Here is a 23,934-nt window from a genome sequence, read left to right on the forward strand (position 1 = left end):
CAATTAATAGTTAAGGTGGATTTTTTTGCAATAGCTAAAAATCATCCTTCACTATTAATTCTTTATTATTAGTTCTTAACTTGCGAAGCTTTGCTTCGCATTATGCTTAGACTTCGAAATTACAATTTTTCATTTTTATAGTTATTCCACATTTTCATAGTAGGTGTTAAAATTTTTAGCACTTCAAGTTTACTTTCATTACTAATTATCTTGTTAATTAGTTTATCTAATAATTTATTATCCAAATTTTTAGTTATTAAATCTATATTTTCATCACTTAGGTTTTCCAAAAATCTTCTTAAATTAATTGAATTGCCATAATTTTTAAATAAAGGTTTTGCAAGTTTTTCATACTTATCTAAATCACATAAATCATAAGCTGAATAAATTCCTGTTAATACTGAAGTAAACTGTCCAAATCCAAGTCCTGGTGAAATCGTTCCAAAGCAATTTCCAACAAAATATGTATTTTCAATTATAGGCTTATCACATATACCCATCATATATCTTGTAATTTCAAACCTGTCAGTTATCCTAAAACTTTCATCTAAATCTCTACATGCCATATTATAAAACTTTTCCCATATGGTATTTATATCTAACCTTATATTATTTGGATAATCAGGATAAGCAATAACCAAATTGGCTTCCTTTTCTGAAAAAGGTATTAACCACGCATATCCTTTTGGTATTACATCATAATTAAACCACACGTGAGCAATATTTGTAAGGAATTTTCCCTCAACTGTAGCTCCTTTTATGGTACATGTAAGATCACATCTATAGTTTCCTAATTTACAAGCATATGCTCCATCACCAGTTGCTAATATCACATATTCAAATTCTTTACACAATTGCTCATATTCATAAGTTGAATTAAAGTTTATTTTAGATTCAACTTGTCTTTCCAATTGACATTCATAGGAATTTTCATGCCTCCCTCTAATATTTACATACCCTATAGTTCCATCAATGCATCCTATTTCATTCTTAGAGTGAACTACTAGTTTATTGACCATATCTGTAGGCTTCAAGTGTATATCATAATTTTCTTTAAGATATTTAAGTTCATCCTTGATAGGTCTATTCAATATGCTAAATGTAGCTTCTCCATTAACAAATCTATCTCCTACACGATTTCTTTTTTCAAAAATAGTTGGTTTTATTCCATGTTTCTCCAATGTTATAGCACAAGATAATCCAGACATTCCTGCTCCCATAATAGCAACTTCCACAGCAAACACCTCCACTATATATAGTTTTTATCCTTATAATTTTTCTATACATAATACCTATGTTTTATATAAAAATATCCTCTGCTTCAAAAAACATTTACTAACCTATTATTACTTCTGTATAAATTATCTATAATCTATACATATACATATAAAATTTCACATATTTATTTTCTGCACTATAGTATGTCACTTAATCTATTGCTGTAATTATTATTTTACTTCTGTACATAATAACTATAACTATTTGTTATAAAAATAAGTTATAGGAGGTTTATTATGATGTTTCACTTTCCATCCACTTCAAAAAGAGTGGAATTAAATACTGATAAAGATATTAATAATGAAATTAAAAGAGAAACTTTAGAAAATATTGCATACTTTATTGGCAAAGATGATGAAGAAATTTTATCTAGAATGGAAGAACTTGATGAAGAATGGGATATTGAAAGATTACTAGAAGCTAATGCAGCATCCATTGTAGCTTTGAGTACAATACTTGGATTTACAACAAATAAAAAATGGTTTGCTATTTCAGGAATGGTAGGATGCTTTCTACTACATCACGCCCTTTATGGATGGTGTCCCCCAGTGCCTATTCTTAGAAGATTAGGTGTAAGAACTTCTTCAGAAATTAATTATGAAAAAGAAGCACTTAAAAATTTGCTTGAATTTCCATATTAAAAATTTTAATAACTAAATTATTTTAAATTTTATTAATACTATAGAATTCAAGATTAAAATGCGTTGGTAAAACAATTCTTCATATTAATTATCAACGCATTAAAATTTTAATTTTTCATTAATCATCACTATTTTCTAATGATTTTCTTAGTTTAAATAGTTTTTCCTTACTTGTTACTTTATATCTCCACTTTTCTGATATACTATATTATCCATAATATTCATATGCAACTCTTCTACTAAATTACAAATTATATCTTTTAAGCCTAATTGCTTATACTGAATTTTTTTTAAATGTTATTAATTATTTTTAAAATATACATGGTAATAATGTGATTTTTAAAATATAATTAATAGAGATATTAACTAGAAAATTGCCTTATATTATACATCATAAATTAATTTTTAACATTAACTTTTTATAACTTAAATTTATAAGCTAAAGTGGAGGTACGACCATATGGAAGAGAAAAAAATGAAAACAAAAATTCTAAAACCTAAACTTGATAATGATCTAGATGACATAAAATTATTCTGTGAAAATATAATAGATGAAGCTATATTTTCCCTTGGAAAGATTGTTGATTGTTCTTTAGAAAATTATGAAGCAGATAGAATCAATTTTAAACAAGTACTATTTAAAAATGTAGTTTTTAATAATGTAACCTTTAGGCGTATAGAAATGGTAGATGTAATATTTGAAAATTGTGATTTATCAAATGTAGATTTTATGGAAGCTTCGCTACATAAAGTGGAATTTATAAATTGTAAGATTATTGGTATTAATTTAAGTGAATCTACTTTAAGAAATGTTATTTTTGAAAATTGTAATGGTGAATATTCATTTTTTAGTTATTCTAACCTTAAGCAAGTTGCATTTCTTCAATGTCAATTACGTTCTTCAGATTTTCAAAATTCAACATTTTCAAAAGTTGAATTTCAAGAATGCAGTTTAATTCAAGCCCAAATGAATTTTACAAGTCTTAATGGAATAGATTTTACAAGTTGTAATATTGAAGGATTGGCAGCAAACATTAATGATGTCAAAGGTGCTTTAGTTACTACTATGCAAGCAGTTTATCTTTCTACTTTACTAGGCTTAATTATTAAATAAAATCAACCAATATAGAATAAATTAAGCTGTTTTTAACACAGCTTCTCCACCAATTGCTAGTATTAGGGAAACATGCTCATTTATCATAAGTTTCTTTGTTCCTTCAATTGAAAGCATTATTGTAATTTATCAAATAAAGAAGAATTGCTGCAAAATTTTGATTTTGCAGCAATTCCTTATTATACTTACTAATTTACTAAATTGTTGATTGGGATTTATCTACAACATCTGAAAGTTGTTCAGTTGGTGAATTATATGGATTAACCCAACCTTTGTTTACAGCTAATTCAGTAAGTGCTGAATGACCACCAACCACCTCATTAAGGCTAGCTGAATAAAGTGCTCTTAATTCTGGTGTAGTACTTGTCATTGTTGCATTTAGATAAGCATCTGCGGCACTTTTAGCAGATGAAAGCATACTTCCTGATATAACTTCATCATTTATATCAGTAGTATTTTTAACTATATTACTTAGAATAACTGACATGACGCTTTACCTCCTTTATACACTTGTAACACTATTCTCATTAATAAATTGCTGTATACCCTTAACTCTACCTTCAGCCGCCAATATACCTGCTTCTGCTTGTTTTTTTAATTCATCATCTGTTATAAGTGTTTGCATTGTTCTTAAAATTGCCAAACCATCACTCTCAAACTTTAATAATCCTGTTAATGAAAGCACTTCTCCTTCAGCAAGTTTTCTCATTTTCAAACCTCCATTTCTTATATGTATTAATTCTGAATTAGTATATGTAGTTTAGATTATATTAAACGCTGCATTTATATTATTTTGTAAAAATAAAAATTATGTAATAATTATTATTGATTTATTTTTTAATTCTGTTATAATATATATTATTAGGAAACAATTAATAAAACTTTGAGGAGGCATATAAATGTTTGAATGGAAAGAAGAATATGAAACAAAAATAGAAATTATAGATGAACAACATAAGGAATTATTTAATATTGCAAATGAATCTTATGCTCTTTTAAAAAATGATTTAATTTTAGATAAATATGATAAGGTAGTAGAAATAATAAATAGATTACTTGATTATTGTGAATACCATTTTTCTACAGAAGAACAATACCAATTAAGTATAGGTTATAAAAAATTTCTAAGTCACAAAGTACAACATGAAGAATTTATTAAAAAACTTAGAGATGAAAATTTAAAAAAAATGGATGAAAATCAAGATGAATATCTAATGAACATATTGGAATTTTTCATGAAATGGATCACAGGACACATATTAGCTAGAGATATGGATTATGTTCAATATGCTAGAACACTAGCTTAATTAAAAAAGCTATGAAATTATAATAAACATTGTAATTTCATAGCTTTTTTATACATTTTCAAATGTAATTATTACCTAAGTAAAGGCATGCTTCCTGTAAGTTTATTAACTTTTTTCTTATTTCCACATATAGTAAGTCCAAAATAAGTATGCTCTTCTTCTAAAGTACCTGATGCCTTTTCAATATACTGACTGTAAACATTGCAGCTTTGAGCAACATCAGAAAAATCTACTACAACCATATCCTGAAAATCAGTAGTATAAAGTTTTTCCCTTAAATCTCTAAGAATTTCTTTATTGCCTTTTAAGATTGGTACGGGTATTGTTGTAATGCCTAAATGTGTTTTTCCTGAAGCATCAACAACATCTTCACCTACCAATTCTGGAACATATTTTCCTAGTGTAATACTCAATATTGATGCGGTATTTGCAATAATTCCTAGTGGAAGATTTTCGTTTATAACTATAACACATTTTGTATCCTTTTCCTTCATTCTTTATCTCCTTCTTGTATAAAAATTTTCATATACTGCTTTGGTGTTAAACCAATAAATTTTTTAAAAAAATTTGTAAAATGGCTTTGATCTGTAAATCCAGTTTGCAGGGCAACATCTATTGGTGCAATTCCCTGTTCTAAAAGCTTCTTGGCCTTACTAATACGAATGCTTTCAAGATAACCATATGGTGTTATTCCTTTTTGTTTTGTAAAAGAACGTAATAAATAATATTTATTTAATCCTGTTAATTCGCTCAATTTGTTTAATGTAATACTTTCCATGTAATTTTCCTCTAAAAAATCACATATAGTTTTAATTTCTGTATTGGCCTCCCTTAAAGTGTCTACAGTAACTGCATCTGCATATTCAGTTATCAACTGTTCAATTATAAATAAAAAAATTTCTTCTTTCTTAAAATCTCTTTCCTCATTCATAATCATAAGATACAATTCCTGTAAAGAAGGTACAATATCGCTATTAAAAACTGCATTTTCTTTAAAATATGGCACATAATCTTTCCCTGTTATTTCAAACACCACTTTTTTCATTACCTCAGTCTTTATGTTCATACATCGATAGTCAAGGGTTCCACCATCAATTTGCTGACAGGTATGATTATCACCAGGATTGAATAATAACAGATCTCCTCTTTCAATTACATATTCTTTGTTTTTACAAAATAACTGCCGTCGTCCACTTTCAATAAAACCTATAACATAATATTCATGAAAATGATTGGGAAACTTCTGCTTAATGCCTTTAAAATTATAAGCTTCTATATCCAAATCTATATCAAAACAAACAGTTCGATTCTCTTTTTGCACTTATGTTCCTCCTTTCCTTTTGTTTTTTATAGAATAACATAAACAAGTTCAATGTTTCTTGTATAATATTGACTAAATTCTATCTTAAATAAAAAAATATAAAATCACAGTATATACTTTTAGTATATAAAAAGCTATATCATTTATTGACATACATATCATTAAATGATATAGTTTATTTAACGATATATCATTTAATGATATATGATAGGAGGTGAACATAGTTGTGGCTAGAAATGATTCTTTAAAAATGGGTGAACTCACTGATGCTTACTATTACATTTTGCTTTCTTTAATAAATCCTAAACATGGTTATTTAATTATGAAGTCCGTAGAAGAAATGTCTGAAGGCAAATTTTCAATAGGTCCTGCATCATTATATACAAGTATAAAAAAACTTCTTGATGCAGAATTAATAAATCTTACAGAAGAATCAGATCAAAAAAAAATTTATATTGCTACAGATAAAGGAATTAAATTCTTAAAAAATGAAATTGAAAGAAAAAGAAAAATGATTGAAATTGCTGAAAAGGTATTTAATGATAAGGAGATGTTATAAAATATGTCAGATACTAAATATGTTATGAGCAAAGGAATAGCATTTTCAGAACATGAGGAAATGCAAATATTATCTGAATATGCTAGTAAAGGTTGGATTTTATATAAATTTGCTTTTTTAGGATATAAATTAAAAAAGGCCAATCCCCAAAAATTACAATATGCTTTAGATTATAGAAATAATACCGATAAAGAATATTTTTCATATTTTGAAGAAGCAGGATGGCATCATGTATGTTCCGCTGCGAATATGATTCATATATTCAGTGCTCCTGAAGGAACAAAACCAATTTATACTGATAATAATACTGAATCAGAAAAATATATAAGTGAATATAAGTCTATGAAGAAAGTAGCAATACCATCTTTGTTATGTTCTATTTTATTTATCGTTTTGACGCTTATTGCTGTATATAATCATATACCGTATGCATATGGAATAATTTTTGGTATTCTTTTATTACCTACAGTAATACTTGCTGTTATTACAACATTACCATGTATAGCTTATTATAAAAAAATAAATGAAACTGAAAGAGTTTATTCTTCTAGTAAAAAGCACAAAATAGTAGATAAATTATCAGTACTTATGGTTATAATACTAATATCTTTAACTACTTTAATGTTTCTTGATGTTATACACATGAGTGGCATAGTATTTTATCCTATTATCTTAATTACTCTTCTGTTAACATCATTTAGCTGTTTTATGAAGTAAAAAATTTATTAGAGAATAATGTTCAATAATAAACTCAACTTTCGCACATATAAAACTTTAACTTAATATAAAAAGCATATTGCGACACAAGTGTATGTAAGCGAAGTAACTTTTATGCAGTGATATATGATAATGGTGTCATCACATTAGCTAAATTGTTTTAGTATTATTCTTAGCTCAAAATTTTTGAAAGCCTTAGAACTTTAGTCCTGTTTGAGGGAACCGAGTTTGACAAAGTTCTTAGGCTTTCAAAAATTTTGAGATTTAGAATAAATCAGAAACTCCTCTTCGTTTCCTCAGAGGAGTAAGCGATTCGCACAAAATCGTAGATTTTGGCTCTCTGCTTAAAACATTTAGCTGTGATGACACCCTTATCATATATCACGGAATGAAAGTTAAAATCCAAACTTCCACTGCATCCTTACATCGCATTATTTTAATCAATTAAAAGTCCCATAGCTACAGAATCATAGAAAACTCCATTTACACAAAAATCTCTCTTTAATATTACTTCTTTTACAAATCCAAGCTTATTATATAGTGCAATACCTGTTTTATTATCACTTCTAACTCTTAAATTAATTTTCCTAATTATCCCTGAATTTTTACTCCAGTCAATTAGATATTTAATAAATTCTTTTCCTATTCCATTTCCCCAATATTCTTTAAGAACACTTACTCCAAATTCACCAACATGAGAAGTCCTTTCTCGAGGACCTCCAGAAAAGTTTAAATTTCCAACTACCTTACCATCAATTTCAGCTATAATAAATAATGCATTTTCTTTATTTAAAGCATTTACAATAAATTTTTCTTCCTCGTGAGTAGTCCTGTTATACTCATCTTTTCCAAAAGTCAGAAAGTCTGACTCTCCTCCAATTATATTAAGATATTCTATTAATGCTTTTCCATCTTCTTTAACAGCTTTCCTAATTAAAAAATCTTTCTTACTGCATTTTATGTCACTCATTACACTCAAACCTCTCATAATATTTTATATAATCTTTAATCAATCTTAATTTCTTTTCTCCAATTTTCATTTACAGTTGTACTTGATGAAAGTGCATTATCAACTTGATACAATGTTTCACTAAAATACTTTTCAGGAACCTTACTTAAAGAAAGCAAGTGCTCTTCCTTTATTTCATCATATATATAGCTTCCTCTTTCCACTGTACCTGAATTATAAAATCTTAAAATATAAATTGTGGTGTCTTCATTTTCATCTCCCACATATAAGCCTTCAAATCTTAATTCTACTCCTATGCCTAAATTTTTATCTTCCTTGTACAATTCATAGTATCCACCTGCATCTTGAACTGAACCTCTATACCAACCATAGCTCATTAGCTTACCTGCAAGTGAAAGTCCATTTACAATTTTTCCACCAAATCTATCTACATACTTCATGCTCTTTTCTTTTTCTGTTAAAGCAAATGTCTTTCTATTGAGCTGTTCTATAGGTTGTACAATTTCATAATTTTCAAGCTGCTCCTTCCAAAGTGCTAAATCTTCATCATTAAGTTCAAGTGGATGTACAAGCCCTATGCTGCAATCATCAAGCATTTCAAATTCATCTTCATCCTTGGTATTAAAGCTTCCATCTTCCATATATCTGAATGTATCTACTAACTTTGAATCCTTATATATTCGCCAAATAAGTCCTATGGCAAATTGATGCATAATTGGATTTTCAACAAATAAATTCATCCATGCGCTCTTTGTCCATTTTCTATCATTAGATAGTGCTAAATCCATTCTTGTAGTTTGTATTGAAACTGTTGTCTTTAACTGCTTTTTAAAGGTTTTAAACTCACTATGTGCTTCTTTAGCCTTTTCTTCATCATCTCTTTTACCTGGAGAAGGTAAATTTTTAAGTTTCTTTTTATTTTCATCATATACTTCAATAGAAAGATCAGGTGTAAGATTTACAGTAAATTTTCTACTTCCATAATCAAATATTCTTTCACCATTTATATCAAAGCCTAAATTTGGCACAATCTTATCAGAAAGTTCTTCTCTGTCTACCCCCATTTGCTCTGCAGCAAAATCAAGAGCTTCTGAAGCTGCCTTCTTTACCTGTTTATACTTGAACTTTCTTGAAATACCATCAACTATTAAAAGTGCACTAGAACTTCCATTTAAAGCAAGAGCCTTTACAGCTTCACTGGCTATTGCCCCTCTTGAATTTTTAGCCCAGTTATTTATATCCTTTTCTAATTTTACAACAATTTCATCTCCACCATGAACTGCTGAAAATCCAAGCACCCATCTCTTTTTGGATTCAGCACCTTTTTCAAACCATCTATCAAAAACTTCATTTGCAAATAACTTCATATCAAATTCATTTAATTTTTCTGCAAATCTATCTCCATCTACACTTATTCCTATATTGCTGGATGCAGAATAACAAAGCAAAATAGCTTTTAAATAATCCTCTTCGCAATAATTATCATTTTCCTTTAATCTAACCTTTGGCAATGATTCAAATTCAAGCCATGAAAGTGACTTTTTCTTGTTGCCTTTTAACAAATTTTTAATCAAATCATCATCTTTTAATTCTTTTTCTTCACCTTCTTGTTCAATACCTAAAACTTCCATAAGCAAAGTTCTTATTTTTTGACTTTTTTCAACTTCTAAAGTATAACTTAAAGAATCTTTAATAAGCTTCTTTCTTTCCTCCCTAATATTTTTGTCATGCCATTTTGATAGTATCTTTATGGCAACTTCTCTTTCGCCCTGCTTTTGAGCTTTTAATTTATTAAGCACATTATCCATATAACAAATATTATTTAAATCATTTGTAAATAATTCTATGATTTTTTCCTTAACCTTTTTTGAACTATCGCCAAACTCATCTAATACTGCTTTTATATTGTCTTCTGACTTAATTTTAAATATATATTCTATAAATATACATCTTGCATCTGCTGAAACATTTTTTATATTTTGTATAACTTCATCTCCATCTTGTATTACTATGTCTTTTAAAACAACAGTCATTGCATCTGCTATCCTATTTCCATAATCATAATTGGTTAGTATCTTATCAATAAGCTGCATTTTCATATTTACAGATACATTGTATTTTCTTAAAATATCAAATATTAACTGAAATTTTTCTTTACTATAACAATTGCCACTTTGCTTATTATATACAGATGCAAGTCTTAAAATATATCTTTGATATTTAAGTACAGATAAAACTACAATTGAACGCTCATATATATCAACATTCTCTCCTATTTTTTTACACAAAATAGAAAGTAGATCTATAAGTTCATTATTTACCCTCCAGTAATTTGCTTCCTTAGGGTTTATTAAATAAAGGGTATTCTTAACTTCTTCAAAGGAGCTTGTACCATTCAAAAATGCTTCTACTATACTTATATCTCCTTCATTTATTTCATCTTCTCTTAGAATCTTTGAAAATATATTTACACAGTTATTCTCAAGACTTTTTACATAATCTAACTTTTTATCATCATCAAGCATAAATGAAATTAAATAATTTTTTGCAGAGCCTTCGCATAAATCTATGGCATCTTCAAAAGATTTTTTATCTTTTTTGAGCTTTTCATTTAGCTCTTTCGCAGCATTTTCATTGTCTGAAAATTTTTCTGCATACCATGCTATATGATATTTTGAAGGTATTTCAAATATCATGTCAAAATTATTTACTGTGTTAGAATAACAGCTTGTTACAGACATAATACTATAGGCTGAATTTAAAGCAAATCTAAAATCCACTCTTGTGAAAAATTGAAAAATTTTCTTTAAGGTTGCAGATTTGTCGGCGTTTAATGCTGAAAGTCCTATTAAAAATTTAAATAAATAATCATTAAACTTATATATTTTAACCTTATCTATAATACTTTCAAGTAATTTATAATCATTTTTATTTATAAAGTCTTGAATTTTCTTAACTAAATCCTCTGGCATCTTATTTTCATAAAGATTATCTATAGAATCTGTAAAATCATCTTCTACAACTTTTAAAAGCTCCTTATGTGTATCATCTCTTTCTACCATTTTACAGTTGCAGTATATTGAATAAAGCAGCATTTTTTGATTTGTCTTTACTAAGCTCGCTGCTTTAATTAAAGCTTCAGGGGTTTCACTGCATATATCATATATTATTTTAAAATACTTGCTTTCCAATTTATTAAAGTTGTAGGTTAAAGGTTCTATATAAAGTACTAATACTATATATTTTTCAATTCCTGCAGCTATAAATTCTTTTGCATTGTATTCTGAAAACCAATAGTAAGCTCTATTTACTATAAGGCTGGCACTTGGACCACCCATTTTAAATAGCATATTTATATATTTTCTCATATAATCATTATTCTTATATTTTTTTATAGAACTAAGTGCATGAACAGTTTTTTTAATGTTGTCATCTGAAATTGAATAAAATTTTATATCAGGTAATATATTTAAAAATTCATTTTCATCCACTGCATCTTCAAGATAATCTTCTAATTTATCTATAACATTTTCAGATACATTAAGTTCTTCAAGTGCATCCATTATTCTATTTAATAAGTGTTCTTTCATATTCATAAAACGTCATCTCCATTTCATATATAGCTTTCCATAACAATAATCAAAGCTTTGCTATTTTGTCTTTTAGGTTTAACATATGCAATTTTTTACTACAAATTAAACAATACTCATTTAACTCTGAGTAATTTCTCACAGTTTCTTCATAATCAAAGTCAAAACTGTGCCTTTTACTTGAAAGTTTATCATGTATGCTTTTTAGCTTCTTTGCACCATAGGTCATTCCACAGCTTTCCATGAGCAAACTTATCCTTGAAAATTCATTTAAAGTAAAATCACCTGGTGAATTAAATCCACTAAAAAAAATTTCCTGTAAAGCCTTTTCAACTTCCTTTAATATTTCAAGTATTTCTTCCTTTTCATTCATATATATCACCACCAAACAGTTGCTATACTGTTAAATTTTCAACTTCCCCTGCATCATCATAATAGCTAATTGGATAAAACATAAGCTTTTCTTTATCTATATAAACTTTTCCCATAAATAAATGAGTCTTTTTATATTTCACTAATCTTTCCAAAGTTCTTATAAGATTTTTGCTTTCACTAGAAAATTTAACAAGTATTTTGCAGAGATTATTTTCTTTATCATATATTGGAAGTGAAAACTCTTGAGTTACATTATCAAAATTAGACTCTCCAAATTCATTTATATTTAAAAATACTAAGTTATAATTTTCATTTTTCTCGTTGTCATTTAAAAATATCTTTTCTAAAAGCTGCTGCCAGTTATCATAAGTAAAATTTTCAGCATTTAATTTTGTAAAATGACTTTTATCTATAATTGTCCCTTTTGATTCACTACTGGAAGATATTCTGTTTCCAGAATTTATTTTGCCATGAACAAGCTTAAAGGTTATTTTAGACAATTCCTGTACACTACAATTTAGCTCCCAGGGTGCAGCTTCATTAAAATTTCTTGTAATTTTCACATTATCATAATATGTAGGAAGTGCATGAGTATAAGTATAAATTTGATTTCTCTTGTTTTCTAAAAAATAATAAGTAATACCTTCATAACCTGATTTGCTCTTCCACTTTTCAGCACCAAAACCATGAAGCTCTACTAGGGGAATTTCATAATAAGAACTTTTAAATTCACCAACTAGTGAGCTCAATTTATTTAAATCTTCTATATTTTCCAGTGCAATTGTCCTAGTATAAACATTAGTTAGTTTATTTAACAAATTTTTTGCAGTAAAAGAAGCATTTTTATTAAAATAAAGTAAAAATTCCTCTCTTATATCCCTTATACTTTTTTCAAAATTAGGCAGCTCATAATTATGACATATAACTGCAATACTGTTTAGCTTGTCCAAAACTGTTATAGGAGTTCTTGAAAGACCTGTTATAAATATATCTTCAATGGTCTGTCTTAACTTTACTGCTGCTTTTTTCATTTCATCTCTATTAAAAAGCAATTCACTTGCAGTAAAATCTTTGAGTTTTTCAAAGCTCAAATATCCCTTTTCAAGCTTATATAAAATTAAAGCTTCAGCTTTATGTGTACAAAGTTCTTTTGACTTACAGCTGCAAATTGAGTTTTCTATATCATCTAAAAGCTTAACTAATATATCTTCATCATTAAAATTCACTTCTATAATAGAGCCTTCTTTTATTGTAAAGTTTATTCCGTATTCTATTCTTTTAACTATATTTCCTAAGCTTTTTTCTCCTATTTTCTTTTTTATATCCTCTATTTTAAACTCTTTTAATTTTAAAAATTCTTCCTTCTTTTCCTCACATTCATCTTCACTATTTTCTAATTTAAATATTTCTTTTTGATTTTCAATTAAATATAAATAGCACATAATAACATGCTTACATATACTTCTTGAAGGACAGCTGCATTGATATTTTTGAATGTCTTCACTTATAAAACAAGTTATATCATCAATTTTAAATTCAATGCCTTCATCTTTTGTTTCATACTCAAGGTTTGAAACTTTAGCTAAATCCTTTTCCGCCCTATTTGTAATACCTTTATTACTTATTCCTATAAGATATTCTTTATCAATAGTTTTAATGAATTTCCCAAAGGATTTTAAGAAATTATCTTTGCTATCCAATCTGATAACCCCCCCGGCGTCATTGCTGCAACTTCTGCTCCAAGAGAAGCCATTTTTAAGCCAGCATTTTTATCATATGAAGGTGATGCTTCCATATCCAGTGCTGTGAGTACAATTAACTTTGCTCCACTTTCAACAATGGATTTTGCCCTAGCATACATGTTTCCATAACCTCCTCCTTCATATAAATCCGTAACTAAAATAACTATAGTTCTATGTGGATTTTCAATTAAGCCTTCACAATAGGTTAAAGCCTTGCTTATATTAGTACCACCACCAAGCTGTACACTCATAAGAGTTTCCACTGGATCATCAATGTATCCAGTTAAATCCACTACTGTTGTATCAAATATAACAAGATTTGTTTTAAGCATTGGAAGCTTTGCAAATATTCCAGCCATTATGGCACTGTGAATTACAGAATCAAGCATAGAGCCGCTTTCATCCACTGCAATTACCACATTCCAAGGATTAAATTTTTTAACTCTTTCATTGAAATATATTTTATCTACTATAATTTTATTTTCATTTAAATCGTAATTTTTTAAATTTCTCTTTATAGTTTTCTTAAAATCTATATTTCTTGAACATTTAATTATAGAGGATTTATTTTTATTTATCCTTCCTGTAATAGACTTCTTAACATCATTTTCAAGCTCTTTAGTTATTTGATCTGCAATGTTTTTTACAATGGTCTTTGCAGTATTTAAAACATCACCCCTCATGAGGTGCTTCATCTGGAGTATGTTTTTTAAAAGCTCCTTATTAGGCTCCAGCTTCTTAAGAACTTCTTTGTCTGTTAAAAGCTCTGTGAGATTATATTTTTCAATAGCATGCTTTTCAAGGATTTCAACAGTTTCTTTTGGAAAAAGTTCTCTTATCTTAGTTATCCACTTTGGCACAGTTAAATCTGAAGCCGATGAACCGCCTTGACCTTTACTTCTTCTTACACCATCTTTTTCGCTGTATTCCCTAGAATATAAAAAATCCAACAAATCGTCCATATCCATATAATTAACACTTGAATTACCACTTTCAAAGGAAATTTGATTTTCTGCATATTTTCCAAGTATTAATCTCCATCTATTTATATTGCTCACTAAACTCTCCCACCTCCTATTTCATTATTCTGTTTTCTCCAAAACGAAATTCATTGTCCTCTGAAAAGTTGTGCAGCATTATTCTTATTATATTAAATCAAAGTTTTGTATGTTTGAAAGTTGAAACTATAACAAATGACCACTATATCTTGCAATTAAAACTAAAATACTTATATGCAGCAATTGATCAATTAAATTAACTGCATAATATTTTAAGGACTTATGTATGTATGAAACCTTATAACATTTTATATAGTCAATAATAAAATGGCTGATAAAAACTATAAAGATGTTGTATACAGTAAACAACTTCAAATATAAAAATGCTAAAGAAACTGACAAAGTATATAAAATTACATGTATAACTATAAACTTTACATTCTGCCTTTTTAGTATTCCAAAATCACTACATTTAAAAATCTTCCTTATAAATAAGCTTCTTTGAAGAATTACATCTCCAAATAAGTGAAAAAATATTAGTATAAAGTATATTTTCATTTTAAACCTCATGTTGCATATATAAATCTAAGAATCACTTGATATTATTCCCATTTGTTTCATTTTACTAACTGCATATTTATCGATTTCCTCTCCAAACTTCAAAATTTCAGGTGAAATAGTTACCAGTTCATCAAAATGACTTTTGGAGGTTCCATAAGCTTGTGCTACTCTTTCCCCTATTTCATCTATTTCCCTTGGTATGAAGTAACTGAAAGCAATTCTAAGGTTTGGGACAATTCTTATGAACTCTTCTTCTGAAACATTTCCTACAAATTTATCAATGGATTTTAAAATGGAGTCCTCCACAAAAATCAAGTCTCTAGCCGTTGAAAACAATCCATTTAAAAATAAAGGGGCTTTTAAAGCTTCATCTTTGGTTCCCATAATGTATCCTTCTAAAGTTTTTGCTATTTTATTTACTTCCATTTCGCCAAATCCATATAATATTCCATATGAAGCACCTTCAATTCCAGCATTTATAGAATTTTTTCTTAAAAGTGAAAATAGTGCTTCTTTGAAAAGGGTACTGTCCAATTTAATTTCCCTGTTAAATACAATATTAAATACTTCCTTTAAACAATTTACTGCTTTTACGGTTTCTTCTTCATTAATGGAATTCATGTCTGAAATCAATATGCATATTTTACTATAAGCATAAAAAATCATATTTTCTATTTCATTCATACAATCCATTAAATACAATTCTCTTACTCCATAAATGTGATTCAAATAATACAAACATTCCACTAGTGAATAAAAACTTCCATCCTCTGTAATATTCTTTTTTAATGAACTTATGGTGAAATTGAAAATTTCATCCAGCCCCATGTTAAATGCCTGCACCAGCATTTTAGAAATACTAGATGAATTTTTTGCACTTTCGGATATTTCCTTTTTTATAAGAGAAGTGCAAGCTTCTTTTAAGGTTCCTCCATAAACTGAGTTTTCAATGAGAATAGAATCCACAGAAGTACTCCATTTATAATTCCAGGTTTCCCTTATTAAATTAACATTTTTTTTAAGTAAAATATTAGGTCCCTTTAAAAGGTTACAAAAGTTAGTATCCATAAATTTCATTCTATGCATAAGGCAGCTTATCTCTCTATGTCTCTTAGATGAAAATATTTCAAGAACAATTTCCTGGCCTATAGTTGTATTTATCTTTAATTTAAATTTTGAACAACTATTTTTAAAATCATTTACAAGAGGGGGTACATCAGCTAAGTCACAAAGCTTACCAATTTTATTACCTGTAAGCTGTTTATACAAAATCTTTAAGGGTTCTTCTGTAGATATATTTAAATCACCTTTTATAAATGAAGAAGTTACAGCATCTATAAGTTCATAAACTCCTATTTGAGATTTTCCTCTTAAGCTGGCAAGTCCTCTACACATATCGAAGGCACATATTTCATCAAAAGTGGAAAGGCAGCCATCACTTTTTCTTACCTTTTTACCGCTTTCAATAATATTTGAAAGTACAGAGTTATTGTAAGGAGTTTCACATTTTTCCTCTATGTTATTCCATATTCCTTCATAAAAATTAGAAAATGGCATTCCACTAGCATATCCATTTAATTGATCTGCTGCCTCCATAGAATAAGGCATAACATATACTCCCTTATCCTTTTCATCAATTTTAGAAAGTTTCATTTTATTATCCTTGTCTAAAAGTCCAATTATCCCTGAAGTGTGGAAGCCTCCTGTAACAACTAAAATTTTATTGTAACTTTTAAGAGCTTCTTGTATTCTAGAAGTCATAAAGGCTTCTCTTGCTAAGCATCCTTCCTCCATAAGCTCTTCTTCTTTACTGTAAGCTCTTGAAAAATAACAGTAGGAAAGCAAATTATATACAAACTTTTCTTTGTTTATATTAAGTCCTTGAATTTCAAATAACTTTTCCCAAAGTTCATTAAAATTTCTACAGCCTTCCTTTTCACAAATACTTTTTAAAAATTTACTTCTTTCTAAAAAATAATCATCATTGTAGTTCAATTTATCCTGCTTTTTCAAAAGCCCTTTTCCTTCACTGCTGTTTATTAAAATGTCACTATAAGAAAGATCAATAAACTGTGTTTCTATTTTTCTTTCTCTTCCCTGTCTTAATGCTACAAGCTCTGGTGAATAATCCAAAAAAGGATAATAGCATCTATATTTGCCTTTAGTATCATCTATAACCCCTTTGGAATCAGAATAGGAATAATAAATTGCAAAAGGTGCTTTACTTTCCTCATGACATAAAACATCCTTTATTCTATTTCCATCTATAGGTCCTTCAATTAATATAATATCTGGCTTATATTCCTCAATGGTATTCTTTAAATGATAAGAACATGCAGGACTATGATGCCTTACAGGAAAAAATACAAGCTTTGAATTCAAATTAAAAGCATTTTTAAATAGTTCATCTATTTTATCCATTTCCTTGCTTCGTAATACTTCTGCCATAAATTACCACCTTCTACAGCTTTTGATTTTACAATAACATTAAAATAATTTTTTAACTTTTCAAGATCATCTCTGCTCTCTTTTAAAGCAGCACCCATTATGTTTTGAACCATGGAATCCAAACTTATTTTAGAATCCCCATAATAATAGGATGTCATCATGGTTTGGTAGTAAACAGACACAGCTTCTGCAGTACTCATTACAGAAGAAGGCTTGTCTATTCTTATTCCATTAGAAGATATTCCTTCTCTTAATTCATGAAAAGTTGATGCTAAAAGATTTGCTACATCTTCATCCACTTCCATTTCTACATTGTTTTGAGATGTAAGTTTTTTTACTTCATTTGTTATAATCTTAGCTTCAAGAGAAACATCCTTTATTGGGAATATGGTTTCAAAGTTAAATCTTCTCTTTAAGGCACTGCTCATTTCATTGACACCTTTATCGCGGGTATTGGCAGTACCAATTACGTTAAAACCAGACTTTGCAAATAAAAGTCCTTCACTTTCTCCAAGCTCTGGTATGTTCAATACCTTATCACTTAATATACTTATTAAACTATCTTGAATTTCAGAAGGACATCTTGTTATTTCCTCAAATCTTGTAATAATGCCCTTTTCCATCCCTACAAATAATGGTGCTTTTACTAATGCCTCTAAGGTTGGTCCTTTAGCTAGAAGCATAGCATAGTTCCATGAATATTTAATCATATCCTCTGTGGTACCTGCTGTTCCTTGAACTGTATTTGTACTGCATCCACATATTGCTGCAGACAAAAGCTCAGAAAGCATAGTTTTTGCAGTACCAGGTTCTCCAACTAACATCAATCCCCTATTTCCAGCAAGGGTTATAATACATCTTTCAACTAATGAATCATTTCCAAAAAACTTTTTATTTATATGCATAGTTTTATTCTTATAATTTAAAGGTTCTGAACTTCCTAGTATAAACTTTCTAACAGCCTTTGGTGACAAAATCCAGTTACTAGGCTTAATACCATCATCGTTTTTCTTTAAAGCTGCAAGTTCTTCCTTATATAAAACCTCCACAGGAGGCTTTAACATTTTCTCTGCCATACAATCACTCCTACATTTTATGAAATAATATGTTAAAACATATATTATTTCATTCTTTTTTAAAATTTACCATATTCATATATCGGATATTTTTGATTATAGTTTAGATTAATGTGATTTTACACTACAGCAACTATTGTCTGCATATTCTTCAACTTACAAAACTTTATAATATTAACTTAAATCAACATTGTTTTTAATATAAAAATGTAAATAGCTACTTAAGCATAAAAAACGTACTGGATTTTTCCAATACGCTTATCAATTAAACTTTAATTATACCTTTTATTCCTCTATTAACAAGTTCATACACTATTAAAAGACGACTCACAACATGATTTAATTTACACATTTCCATTCACATATTATAGAAATTCTATTTTGTTCAATCGTCGCCTTTGCTGTTCCATTCATTTTTTCCATTAAACTTTTTACAATAGACAATCCAAGTCCTGTTCCTTGTCCTTTTCTTACCTTGTCTGCCATATAAAATCTATCAAATATATGTACTTCATCTTCTTTGTCAATGCCTAAGCATATATTTGATATTTTTAAAACAGCCTTATTATTTTGCTTTTCTAGATTTATTTCAATATCTTTATCTGCGTATTTCAAAGTATTGGAAATTAAATTATCTATTATTCTTTCTAGACTTTCCTTATCCCCCATTATAAAAACTGGATTTTCTAAAATATCCACCTTAGGTTCAAATCCTTTACTTTCAAAGGCTTCATAAAATGATAATATTTCATCATGTACTATATTAGTTATATTTATTCTTTCCATATTTAACTCATAATCTTCACTTTCTATTGAAGCTAATTCAAAAAAATCATTTATAAGTATGTTCAATTTATCAGCTTTATTTTTCAGTATCTTTAGTGCTTCTTCTTTATCTATTTCGTCTTCCTTAAGAAGCTTTAAATATCCTATAATTGAAGTCAAAGGTGTTCTTAAATCATGAGACATGTTAGATATCCCCTGCTTTAATGTATCTTCAAATATTATTTTTTCCTGTTCAAGCCTTTTGTACAACTCTAAATACTTATTAATTTCAAAAGCCAGTTCTTCTATGTCCTTATCAGCTATTTCAATATTAATTTTTTTATTGTTTTTTCTATCTCTAAATTCTCTAATCTGGCTTGTAATATCTCTTATTTGTTTCTTATATGAAGATAATTTAATACACATTACTGCAGAAAATATAATTATAAAAAATATAGTCAAAATAACAACTAATAAGTACATACCATTTCTCCTAATTTGTTTAATATTTTACTTAATATCCTCATACTTTCCATATAACAAACTTCCTGCAATAGCTATAGTTAAAATTAAAATTGATGAAGCTGCTCCAGCTATAATATCCAGCATAGGTGCAAATCTTCCCATTGCCCATATTCCTCTTATATAAGGGTGAATGTATGATATTACTACAAAAAGCTTTTTAGAAACAAGTGATGAATCAAAGAATAAATAATAGCCTATAAATAATATGATAGGTGAAATAAATGTAAAAAAACTATTCTTTGTTATTATAGCAACTGCACCTATTACAGTTATTGTAGCTATATTATATATTATTCCAATACTGATCATTCTAAACAAATACATTATAGCATTAGTATCTAAAGTATCACAAAAGCCATATTTCATTGAAGCATATATGACTAAAATTACTGTGTAAATTAATTCTAAGAATAAAGAAAACATTATAAATACTATTAATTTGCTTAATATAACCTCTTTTCTTCCATATCCATAAGCAAAACTTTTACTTATATTCCTATTCTTAAAATCTTTAGCTATAAAATCTTCAGCTGATAAAGCAAATAGAATACTACTAAAAGATATGAACATAAATGAATAATGTATTGAATACATTCCATGCTGCAGCATTTTACTGCTTTGTATATCTCCACTCCATATCTCAATGAAAGGAAATGAAATTGCTATTGACATTATTATCATTCCAATAAAATATTTACTTTTTCTTAACTTATAAAATTCTCCCCTAATTAAATTACTCATTATCTTTACCTCCAACTAACTTAGTAAAATAATCCTCCAGTGCTTCACCCATTGGCAATATTTCTTTAATTCCTATATTATGTTTGGCCAATGTTAACGTAATTTTTTCCGAATCAAATTCATCATATATTTTTATGATATCGTCTGGAAAAATTTCATAATCTTTTATTCCAATTTCATTTTCTAAAATAATCGAAACATCTGAAGCATTTCTTACTTTTAAATGAAGATAAGTTTTGCATTTATTTGAAAACTCAACAGCTGTCATCTCTTTAATTAATTTACCATTATTTATAAAACCATATCTATTTGAAATTTGGGTAAGCTCAGATAATATATGACTTGATATTAAAATAGTTGTTCCTCTTTCCCTATTTAATTTAATTAAAATTTCTCTTATTTCTTTTATTCCAATTGGATCTAATCCATTTGTAGGTTCATCCAAAAGTAAAAGTTCTGGATTGCTTAAAAGTGCCATAGCAATTCCTAACCTTTGTTTCATTCCTAAAGAAAAATTCTTTGTTTTCTTTTTGTTGTCATCTTCAAGACCTACCAAATTTAAAGCTTCATCAATACATTTAGTTCCAGGTATCCCTCTTTGAATCTTAATAAGTTCAAGATTTTCCCTAGCAGTCATATTAAGATAAATAGCTGGTGATTCTATTAATGTACCAATTCTTCTTCTTTCCTTTGTAAGTTCTTTTTCTTCATTATATCCAAATAGTTCAACTTGTCCTTCATCAGGTATTGCAAGTCCAGCAAGTACTCTAATCATCGTTGTTTTACCAGCACCATTTTTCCCTATAAAGCCATATATGTCACCCTTCTTAATATTCATACACACATGGTCTAACACTTTATGCTTTCCATATATTTTTGTAACATTATTAGATCTAACTGCATATTCATTCATTTTTAAGCTTCCTCCTTCTTATAAATCATGCTTTTATGATAAACAATATTTTATAAGAAAAACTTACTAAAACCTTTCAAAAGTATTAAATTTTTCATTTTACAGCAAACTTTGATTTTTATTTTCTTAATCTATATCCCATTCCCCAAACTGTTTCTATATAATCTTTACCATCACCTGCATTACATAATTTAGTTCTTAATCTGCTCACATGCACATTTATAGTGTTATATTCGCCTAAAAATTCTTCTTCCCATATGCTCTCGAAAATATTGGATTTGCTGTACACCTTACTAGGATTTTTTAGTAACAACTCTAATATATCAAATTCTCTTGCGGTTAATGTTATTAATGTTTGTCCAACTTTTACTTCCTTACTTTCTATATTTAAACTAATATCTTTGTATACTAAAATATTATTTTTCTTTTCTCCACCTGTGGAAAATTCCAAATACCTTCTTAAATTAGATTTAACCCTTGCCACAACCTCATCCGGATCAAATGGCTTACAAATAAAATCATCTGCTCCTTTTTCTAATAATTCTAATTTAGTTTTCTTAGATGTCTTTGCACTTACCACAATTATTGGTGCTTTTGTAATCTCTCTGATTTTTAATATAACTTCTTCCCCATCAATTCCTGGAATCATTAAATCTAGTAAAATCATGTGCCATTTTTCGTTTTCCACACGCATTAAAGCTTCTGTACCTGAAAAAGCTGGTATAACATTGTATCCTTTATTTTCAAGAATACTGCAAATCAATTTATTAATATCATTTTCATCTTCAACTACTAAAATTTTAGCTCTTTTATCCATAATATTCTCCTATTCCAATAAATATAAAGTTATTTTCATTTTATAACTTACATATATATTTTATCATAGATTATTTTTACATAATTACAGAAGTTTAATAACATTCTAACCTTATCAACAAAACTAGACTTTATTCCATATGTAATAAATAAGTTTTCTACTAATCTAAGTAAATATCAATACTACTTTTAAGAATAATTTTAAAGGAATAGCTATTACACTATTCCTTTGAAATTATTCTCTATATACTATTTTCACTAACTTATTGTCCTTTATATAATGACGTGGAACCCTTTTGCTTATATTGCTAGTTACTTCTTGGGGTATAGTACCTGTTAACTTTGCTATATTCTCTACTGTTGTCTTTTCACTTAAGCTTTCTCCCATTAATATTACTTCATCCGAAACTTTAATATCACCAATATCTGTTACATCACTCATACACATATCCATACAAATACGACCTACTATAGGAGCTGCCTTTCCTTTTACAACAATTTCACCAACATTAGATAGTCGTCTATCATATCCATCAGCATATCCTATGCCAAGAGTAACTATTCTGCTTGCTCTTTCTGTTCTAAAGGTTCTTCCATAACCTATATACGAACCTGCTTTAAGGGTTCTGCTTGCAACGACATTGCATTTTAATGTCATGGTTGGTTTCAATTTTATAATATCATGATTAACATCTTCTGAAGGATAATAACCATAATTTGCTATTCCTGGTCTTACTGCATCCAAATGAGTATATGGCAAGTCTATTAATGCTGCACTATTAGCAATATGCTTTATATTAATCCTTATATCTTTCTTTTCAAGTCTTTCATAAAAATCCAAATATCTCTTAAATTGCTTATTGGCATAACTTTTACTTTTTTCATCTGAAGTTGAAAAATGTGAATACAACCCTTCAATTATTATATTAGGCAATTGGCTTATTTTATATATATCCTCTACACTTTGGGTAGTTGGTAAAAATCCTATTCTTCCCATACCAGTATCCACATTTATATGAATCTTTACATTCTTATTTAATTTCTTAGCCACTTTGGATAACTTCTTTGCATAATCATAAGAAAGCACAGTTACTTCTAATTCATTGTTTATTACATCTTCAGCATTATTATGAATAATATCCTTGCCATACTTTAAAGGAGTGTATCCAAAAATGAGTATAGGTGCCTTAATACCACTTTTTCTCAATTGTAATGCTTCTGAAAGAAGTGCTACTGCCAGCCTATCTGCTCCATTTTCAAGTAATATAGGAGCTAATTCTACAGCTCCATGCCCATAGGCATCAGCTTTAACTACACTTATTATTTCTTTACTTTTAGCAACTCTTCTTATTTCTTTAATATTATGAATTACATTATCAATATTTATTTCTGCCCATGCAGGATTGAAATACTTAAACATAAATATCACCCACTTTTTATTCTTTAGTTATTATTAATATATTCTCTTAAAATATAA

At 28.1% G+C, this 23,934-nt stretch carries 23 protein-coding genes; 5 read left to right on the forward strand and 18 right to left on the reverse strand.

All coding sequences use genetic code 11. From position 1 onward, the window contains the following. Positions 1-119 precede the first annotated feature (119 nt). Entirely contained in the window at positions 120-1,235 is a 1,116-nt protein-coding gene (locus tag Ccar_RS08985) for an NAD(P)/FAD-dependent oxidoreductase (RefSeq protein ID WP_007063300.1), read from the reverse strand. A gap of 279 nt (positions 1,236-1,514) precedes the next feature. Between Ccar_RS08985 and Ccar_RS08990 the strand changes: the two genes are divergently transcribed. Next, positions 1,515-1,919, forward strand: a complete 405-nt coding sequence (locus Ccar_RS08990; protein WP_007063299.1) for a YgaP family membrane protein — start codon at positions 1,515-1,517, stop codon at positions 1,917-1,919. 460 nt (positions 1,920-2,379) lie between these two features. Further along, a complete protein-coding gene (locus Ccar_RS08995) occupies positions 2,380-3,033 on the forward strand; it encodes a pentapeptide repeat-containing protein (RefSeq protein ID WP_007063298.1) in 654 nt (217 codons plus the stop codon). Between the two features lie 196 nt (positions 3,034-3,229). Here Ccar_RS08995 and Ccar_RS09000 read toward each other — a convergent pair whose 3' ends face one another. Beyond that, positions 3,230-3,520, reverse strand: coding sequence for a spore coat protein (locus Ccar_RS09000; RefSeq protein ID WP_007063297.1), 291 nt, complete (start codon positions 3,518-3,520; stop codon positions 3,230-3,232). 15 nt (positions 3,521-3,535) lie between these two features. Further along, the gene (locus tag Ccar_RS09005; protein WP_007063296.1) at positions 3,536-3,742 is read right to left on the reverse strand and encodes a hypothetical protein; all 207 of its coding nucleotides are present in this window, start codon (positions 3,740-3,742) and stop codon (positions 3,536-3,538) included. Between the two features lie 190 nt (positions 3,743-3,932). Here Ccar_RS09005 and Ccar_RS09010 point away from each other — a divergent pair, with 190 nt between their 5' ends. After that, the gene (locus Ccar_RS09010) at positions 3,933-4,340 is read left to right on the forward strand and encodes a bacteriohemerythrin (RefSeq protein WP_048030036.1); all 408 of its coding nucleotides are present in this window, start codon (positions 3,933-3,935) and stop codon (positions 4,338-4,340) included. A 71-nt stretch (positions 4,341-4,411) separates the two neighbouring features. On the opposite strand, the gene Ccar_RS09015 is transcribed toward Ccar_RS09010, so the two are convergent. Both Ccar_RS09015 and Ccar_RS09020 read right to left on the reverse strand, forming a co-directional pair. Continuing rightward, entirely contained in the window at positions 4,412-4,834 is a 423-nt protein-coding gene (locus Ccar_RS09015) for a DUF2000 domain-containing protein (RefSeq protein ID WP_007064275.1), read from the reverse strand. Further along, the gene (locus tag Ccar_RS09020; RefSeq protein ID WP_007064276.1) at positions 4,831-5,661 is read right to left on the reverse strand and encodes a helix-turn-helix domain-containing protein; all 831 of its coding nucleotides are present in this window, start codon (positions 5,659-5,661) and stop codon (positions 4,831-4,833) included. The genes Ccar_RS09015 and Ccar_RS09020 overlap by 4 nt, the downstream gene beginning before the upstream one ends. A gap of 226 nt (positions 5,662-5,887) precedes the next feature. Here Ccar_RS09020 and Ccar_RS09025 point away from each other — a divergent pair, with 226 nt between their 5' ends. Both Ccar_RS09025 and Ccar_RS09030 read left to right on the forward strand, forming a co-directional pair. After that, positions 5,888-6,220, forward strand: coding sequence for a PadR family transcriptional regulator (locus tag Ccar_RS09025; protein ID WP_007064277.1), 333 nt, complete (start codon positions 5,888-5,890; stop codon positions 6,218-6,220). Positions 6,221-6,223: 3 nt separating this feature from the next. After that, on the forward strand, positions 6,224-6,937 hold the full coding sequence (locus tag Ccar_RS09030) for a DUF2812 domain-containing protein (RefSeq protein WP_007064278.1): 714 nt from the start codon (positions 6,224-6,226) through the stop codon (positions 6,935-6,937). A 436-nt stretch (positions 6,938-7,373) separates the two neighbouring features. On the opposite strand, the gene Ccar_RS09035 is transcribed toward Ccar_RS09030, so the two are convergent. The 13 genes from Ccar_RS09035 to alr all read right to left on the reverse strand — a co-directional run bounded on the left by Ccar_RS09035 (position 7,374) and on the right by alr (position 23,877). After that, positions 7,374-7,907, reverse strand: coding sequence for a GNAT family N-acetyltransferase (locus Ccar_RS09035; protein ID WP_007063227.1), 534 nt, complete (start codon positions 7,905-7,907; stop codon positions 7,374-7,376). 35 nt (positions 7,908-7,942) lie between these two features. Then, positions 7,943-11,503: a DUF4132 domain-containing protein gene (locus Ccar_RS09040; protein WP_007063226.1), complete on the reverse strand. Its 3,561-nt coding sequence runs from the start codon at positions 11,501-11,503 to the stop codon at positions 7,943-7,945. A 43-nt stretch (positions 11,504-11,546) separates the two neighbouring features. After that, entirely contained in the window at positions 11,547-11,870 is a 324-nt protein-coding gene (locus Ccar_RS09045) for a hypothetical protein (protein ID WP_007063225.1), read from the reverse strand. A 22-nt stretch (positions 11,871-11,892) separates the two neighbouring features. Beyond that, the gene (locus Ccar_RS09050) at positions 11,893-13,572 is read right to left on the reverse strand and encodes an SWIM zinc finger family protein (protein ID WP_007063224.1); all 1,680 of its coding nucleotides are present in this window, start codon (positions 13,570-13,572) and stop codon (positions 11,893-11,895) included. Next, complete coding sequence (locus Ccar_RS09055; protein ID WP_007063223.1) at positions 13,548-14,672, reverse strand: VWA domain-containing protein; 1,125 nt, start codon at positions 14,670-14,672, stop codon at positions 13,548-13,550. The genes Ccar_RS09050 and Ccar_RS09055 overlap by 25 nt, the downstream gene beginning before the upstream one ends. 126 nt (positions 14,673-14,798) lie before the next feature. After that, a complete protein-coding gene (locus tag Ccar_RS09060) occupies positions 14,799-15,170 on the reverse strand; it encodes a DUF3307 domain-containing protein (protein ID WP_007063222.1) in 372 nt (123 codons plus the stop codon). Positions 15,171-15,197: 27 nt separating this feature from the next. Beyond that, positions 15,198-17,621: a DUF5682 family protein gene (locus tag Ccar_RS09065; protein WP_007064644.1), complete on the reverse strand. Its 2,424-nt coding sequence runs from the start codon at positions 17,619-17,621 to the stop codon at positions 15,198-15,200. Beyond that, positions 17,582-18,697: an ATP-binding protein gene (locus tag Ccar_RS09070; RefSeq protein WP_007063219.1), complete on the reverse strand. Its 1,116-nt coding sequence runs from the start codon at positions 18,695-18,697 to the stop codon at positions 17,582-17,584. Before Ccar_RS09070 ends, Ccar_RS09065 begins: the two co-directional genes overlap by 40 nt. A gap of 339 nt (positions 18,698-19,036) precedes the next feature. Continuing rightward, positions 19,037-19,945 (reverse strand): sensor histidine kinase, encoded by a 909-nt coding sequence (locus Ccar_RS09075; protein ID WP_007063218.1) that lies wholly within the window; start codon positions 19,943-19,945, stop codon positions 19,037-19,039. Positions 19,946-19,972: 27 nt separating this feature from the next. After that, positions 19,973-20,728 (reverse strand): ABC transporter permease, encoded by a 756-nt coding sequence (locus tag Ccar_RS09080; RefSeq protein WP_007063217.1) that lies wholly within the window; start codon positions 20,726-20,728, stop codon positions 19,973-19,975. Then, complete coding sequence (locus tag Ccar_RS09085; RefSeq protein ID WP_007063216.1) at positions 20,721-21,641, reverse strand: ATP-binding cassette domain-containing protein; 921 nt, start codon at positions 21,639-21,641, stop codon at positions 20,721-20,723. Before Ccar_RS09085 ends, Ccar_RS09080 begins: the two co-directional genes overlap by 8 nt. A gap of 118 nt (positions 21,642-21,759) precedes the next feature. Continuing rightward, complete coding sequence (locus tag Ccar_RS09090; protein WP_007063215.1) at positions 21,760-22,458, reverse strand: response regulator transcription factor; 699 nt, start codon at positions 22,456-22,458, stop codon at positions 21,760-21,762. A gap of 234 nt (positions 22,459-22,692) precedes the next feature. Next, a complete protein-coding gene (alr, locus tag Ccar_RS09095; protein WP_007063214.1) occupies positions 22,693-23,877 on the reverse strand; it encodes an alanine racemase in 1,185 nt (394 codons plus the stop codon). Positions 23,878-23,934 lie beyond the last annotated feature (57 nt).

Origin of the sequence: Clostridium carboxidivorans P7 (assembly GCF_001038625.1) — a bacterium.
In the GTDB taxonomy this organism is placed as follows: domain Bacteria; phylum Bacillota; class Clostridia; order Clostridiales; family Clostridiaceae; genus Clostridium_AM; species Clostridium_AM carboxidivorans.

Coding starts and splice junctions, on each gene's coding strand:
- Ccar_RS08990 (WP_007063299.1), top strand. CDS start 1,515: ATGATGTTTCACTTTCCATCCACTTCAAAAAGAGTGGAATTAAATACT.
- Ccar_RS08995 (WP_007063298.1), top strand. CDS start 2,380: ATGGAAGAGAAAAAAATGAAAACAAAAATTCTAAAACCTAAACTTGAT.
- Ccar_RS09000 (WP_007063297.1), bottom strand. CDS start 3,520: ATGTCAGTTATTCTAAGTAATATAGTTAAAAATACTACTGATATAAAT.
- Ccar_RS09005 (WP_007063296.1), bottom strand. CDS start 3,742: ATGAGAAAACTTGCTGAAGGAGAAGTGCTTTCATTAACAGGATTATTA.
- Ccar_RS09010 (WP_048030036.1), top strand. CDS start 3,933: ATGTTTGAATGGAAAGAAGAATATGAAACAAAAATAGAAATTATAGAT.
- Ccar_RS09015 (WP_007064275.1), bottom strand. CDS start 4,834: ATGAAGGAAAAGGATACAAAATGTGTTATAGTTATAAACGAAAATCTT.
- Ccar_RS09030 (WP_007064278.1), top strand. CDS start 6,224: ATGTCAGATACTAAATATGTTATGAGCAAAGGAATAGCATTTTCAGAA.
- Ccar_RS09035 (WP_007063227.1), bottom strand. CDS start 7,907: ATGAGTGACATAAAATGCAGTAAGAAAGATTTTTTAATTAGGAAAGCT.
- Ccar_RS09040 (WP_007063226.1), bottom strand. CDS start 11,503: ATGAATATGAAAGAACACTTATTAAATAGAATAATGGATGCACTTGAA.
- Ccar_RS09045 (WP_007063225.1), bottom strand. CDS start 11,870: ATGAATGAAAAGGAAGAAATACTTGAAATATTAAAGGAAGTTGAAAAG.
- Ccar_RS09060 (WP_007063222.1), bottom strand. CDS start 15,170: ATGAAAATATACTTTATACTAATATTTTTTCACTTATTTGGAGATGTA.
- Ccar_RS09065 (WP_007064644.1), bottom strand. CDS start 17,621: ATGGCAGAAGTATTACGAAGCAAGGAAATGGATAAAATAGATGAACTA.
- Ccar_RS09070 (WP_007063219.1), bottom strand. CDS start 18,697: ATGGCAGAGAAAATGTTAAAGCCTCCTGTGGAGGTTTTATATAAGGAA.
- Ccar_RS09075 (WP_007063218.1), bottom strand. CDS start 19,945: ATGTACTTATTAGTTGTTATTTTGACTATATTTTTTATAATTATATTT.
- Ccar_RS09080 (WP_007063217.1), bottom strand. CDS start 20,728: ATGAGTAATTTAATTAGGGGAGAATTTTATAAGTTAAGAAAAAGTAAA.
- Ccar_RS09085 (WP_007063216.1), bottom strand. CDS start 21,641: ATGAATGAATATGCAGTTAGATCTAATAATGTTACAAAAATATATGGA.
- Ccar_RS09090 (WP_007063215.1), bottom strand. CDS start 22,458: ATGGATAAAAGAGCTAAAATTTTAGTAGTTGAAGATGAAAATGATATT.
- alr (WP_007063214.1), bottom strand. CDS start 23,877: ATGTTTAAGTATTTCAATCCTGCATGGGCAGAAATAAATATTGATAAT.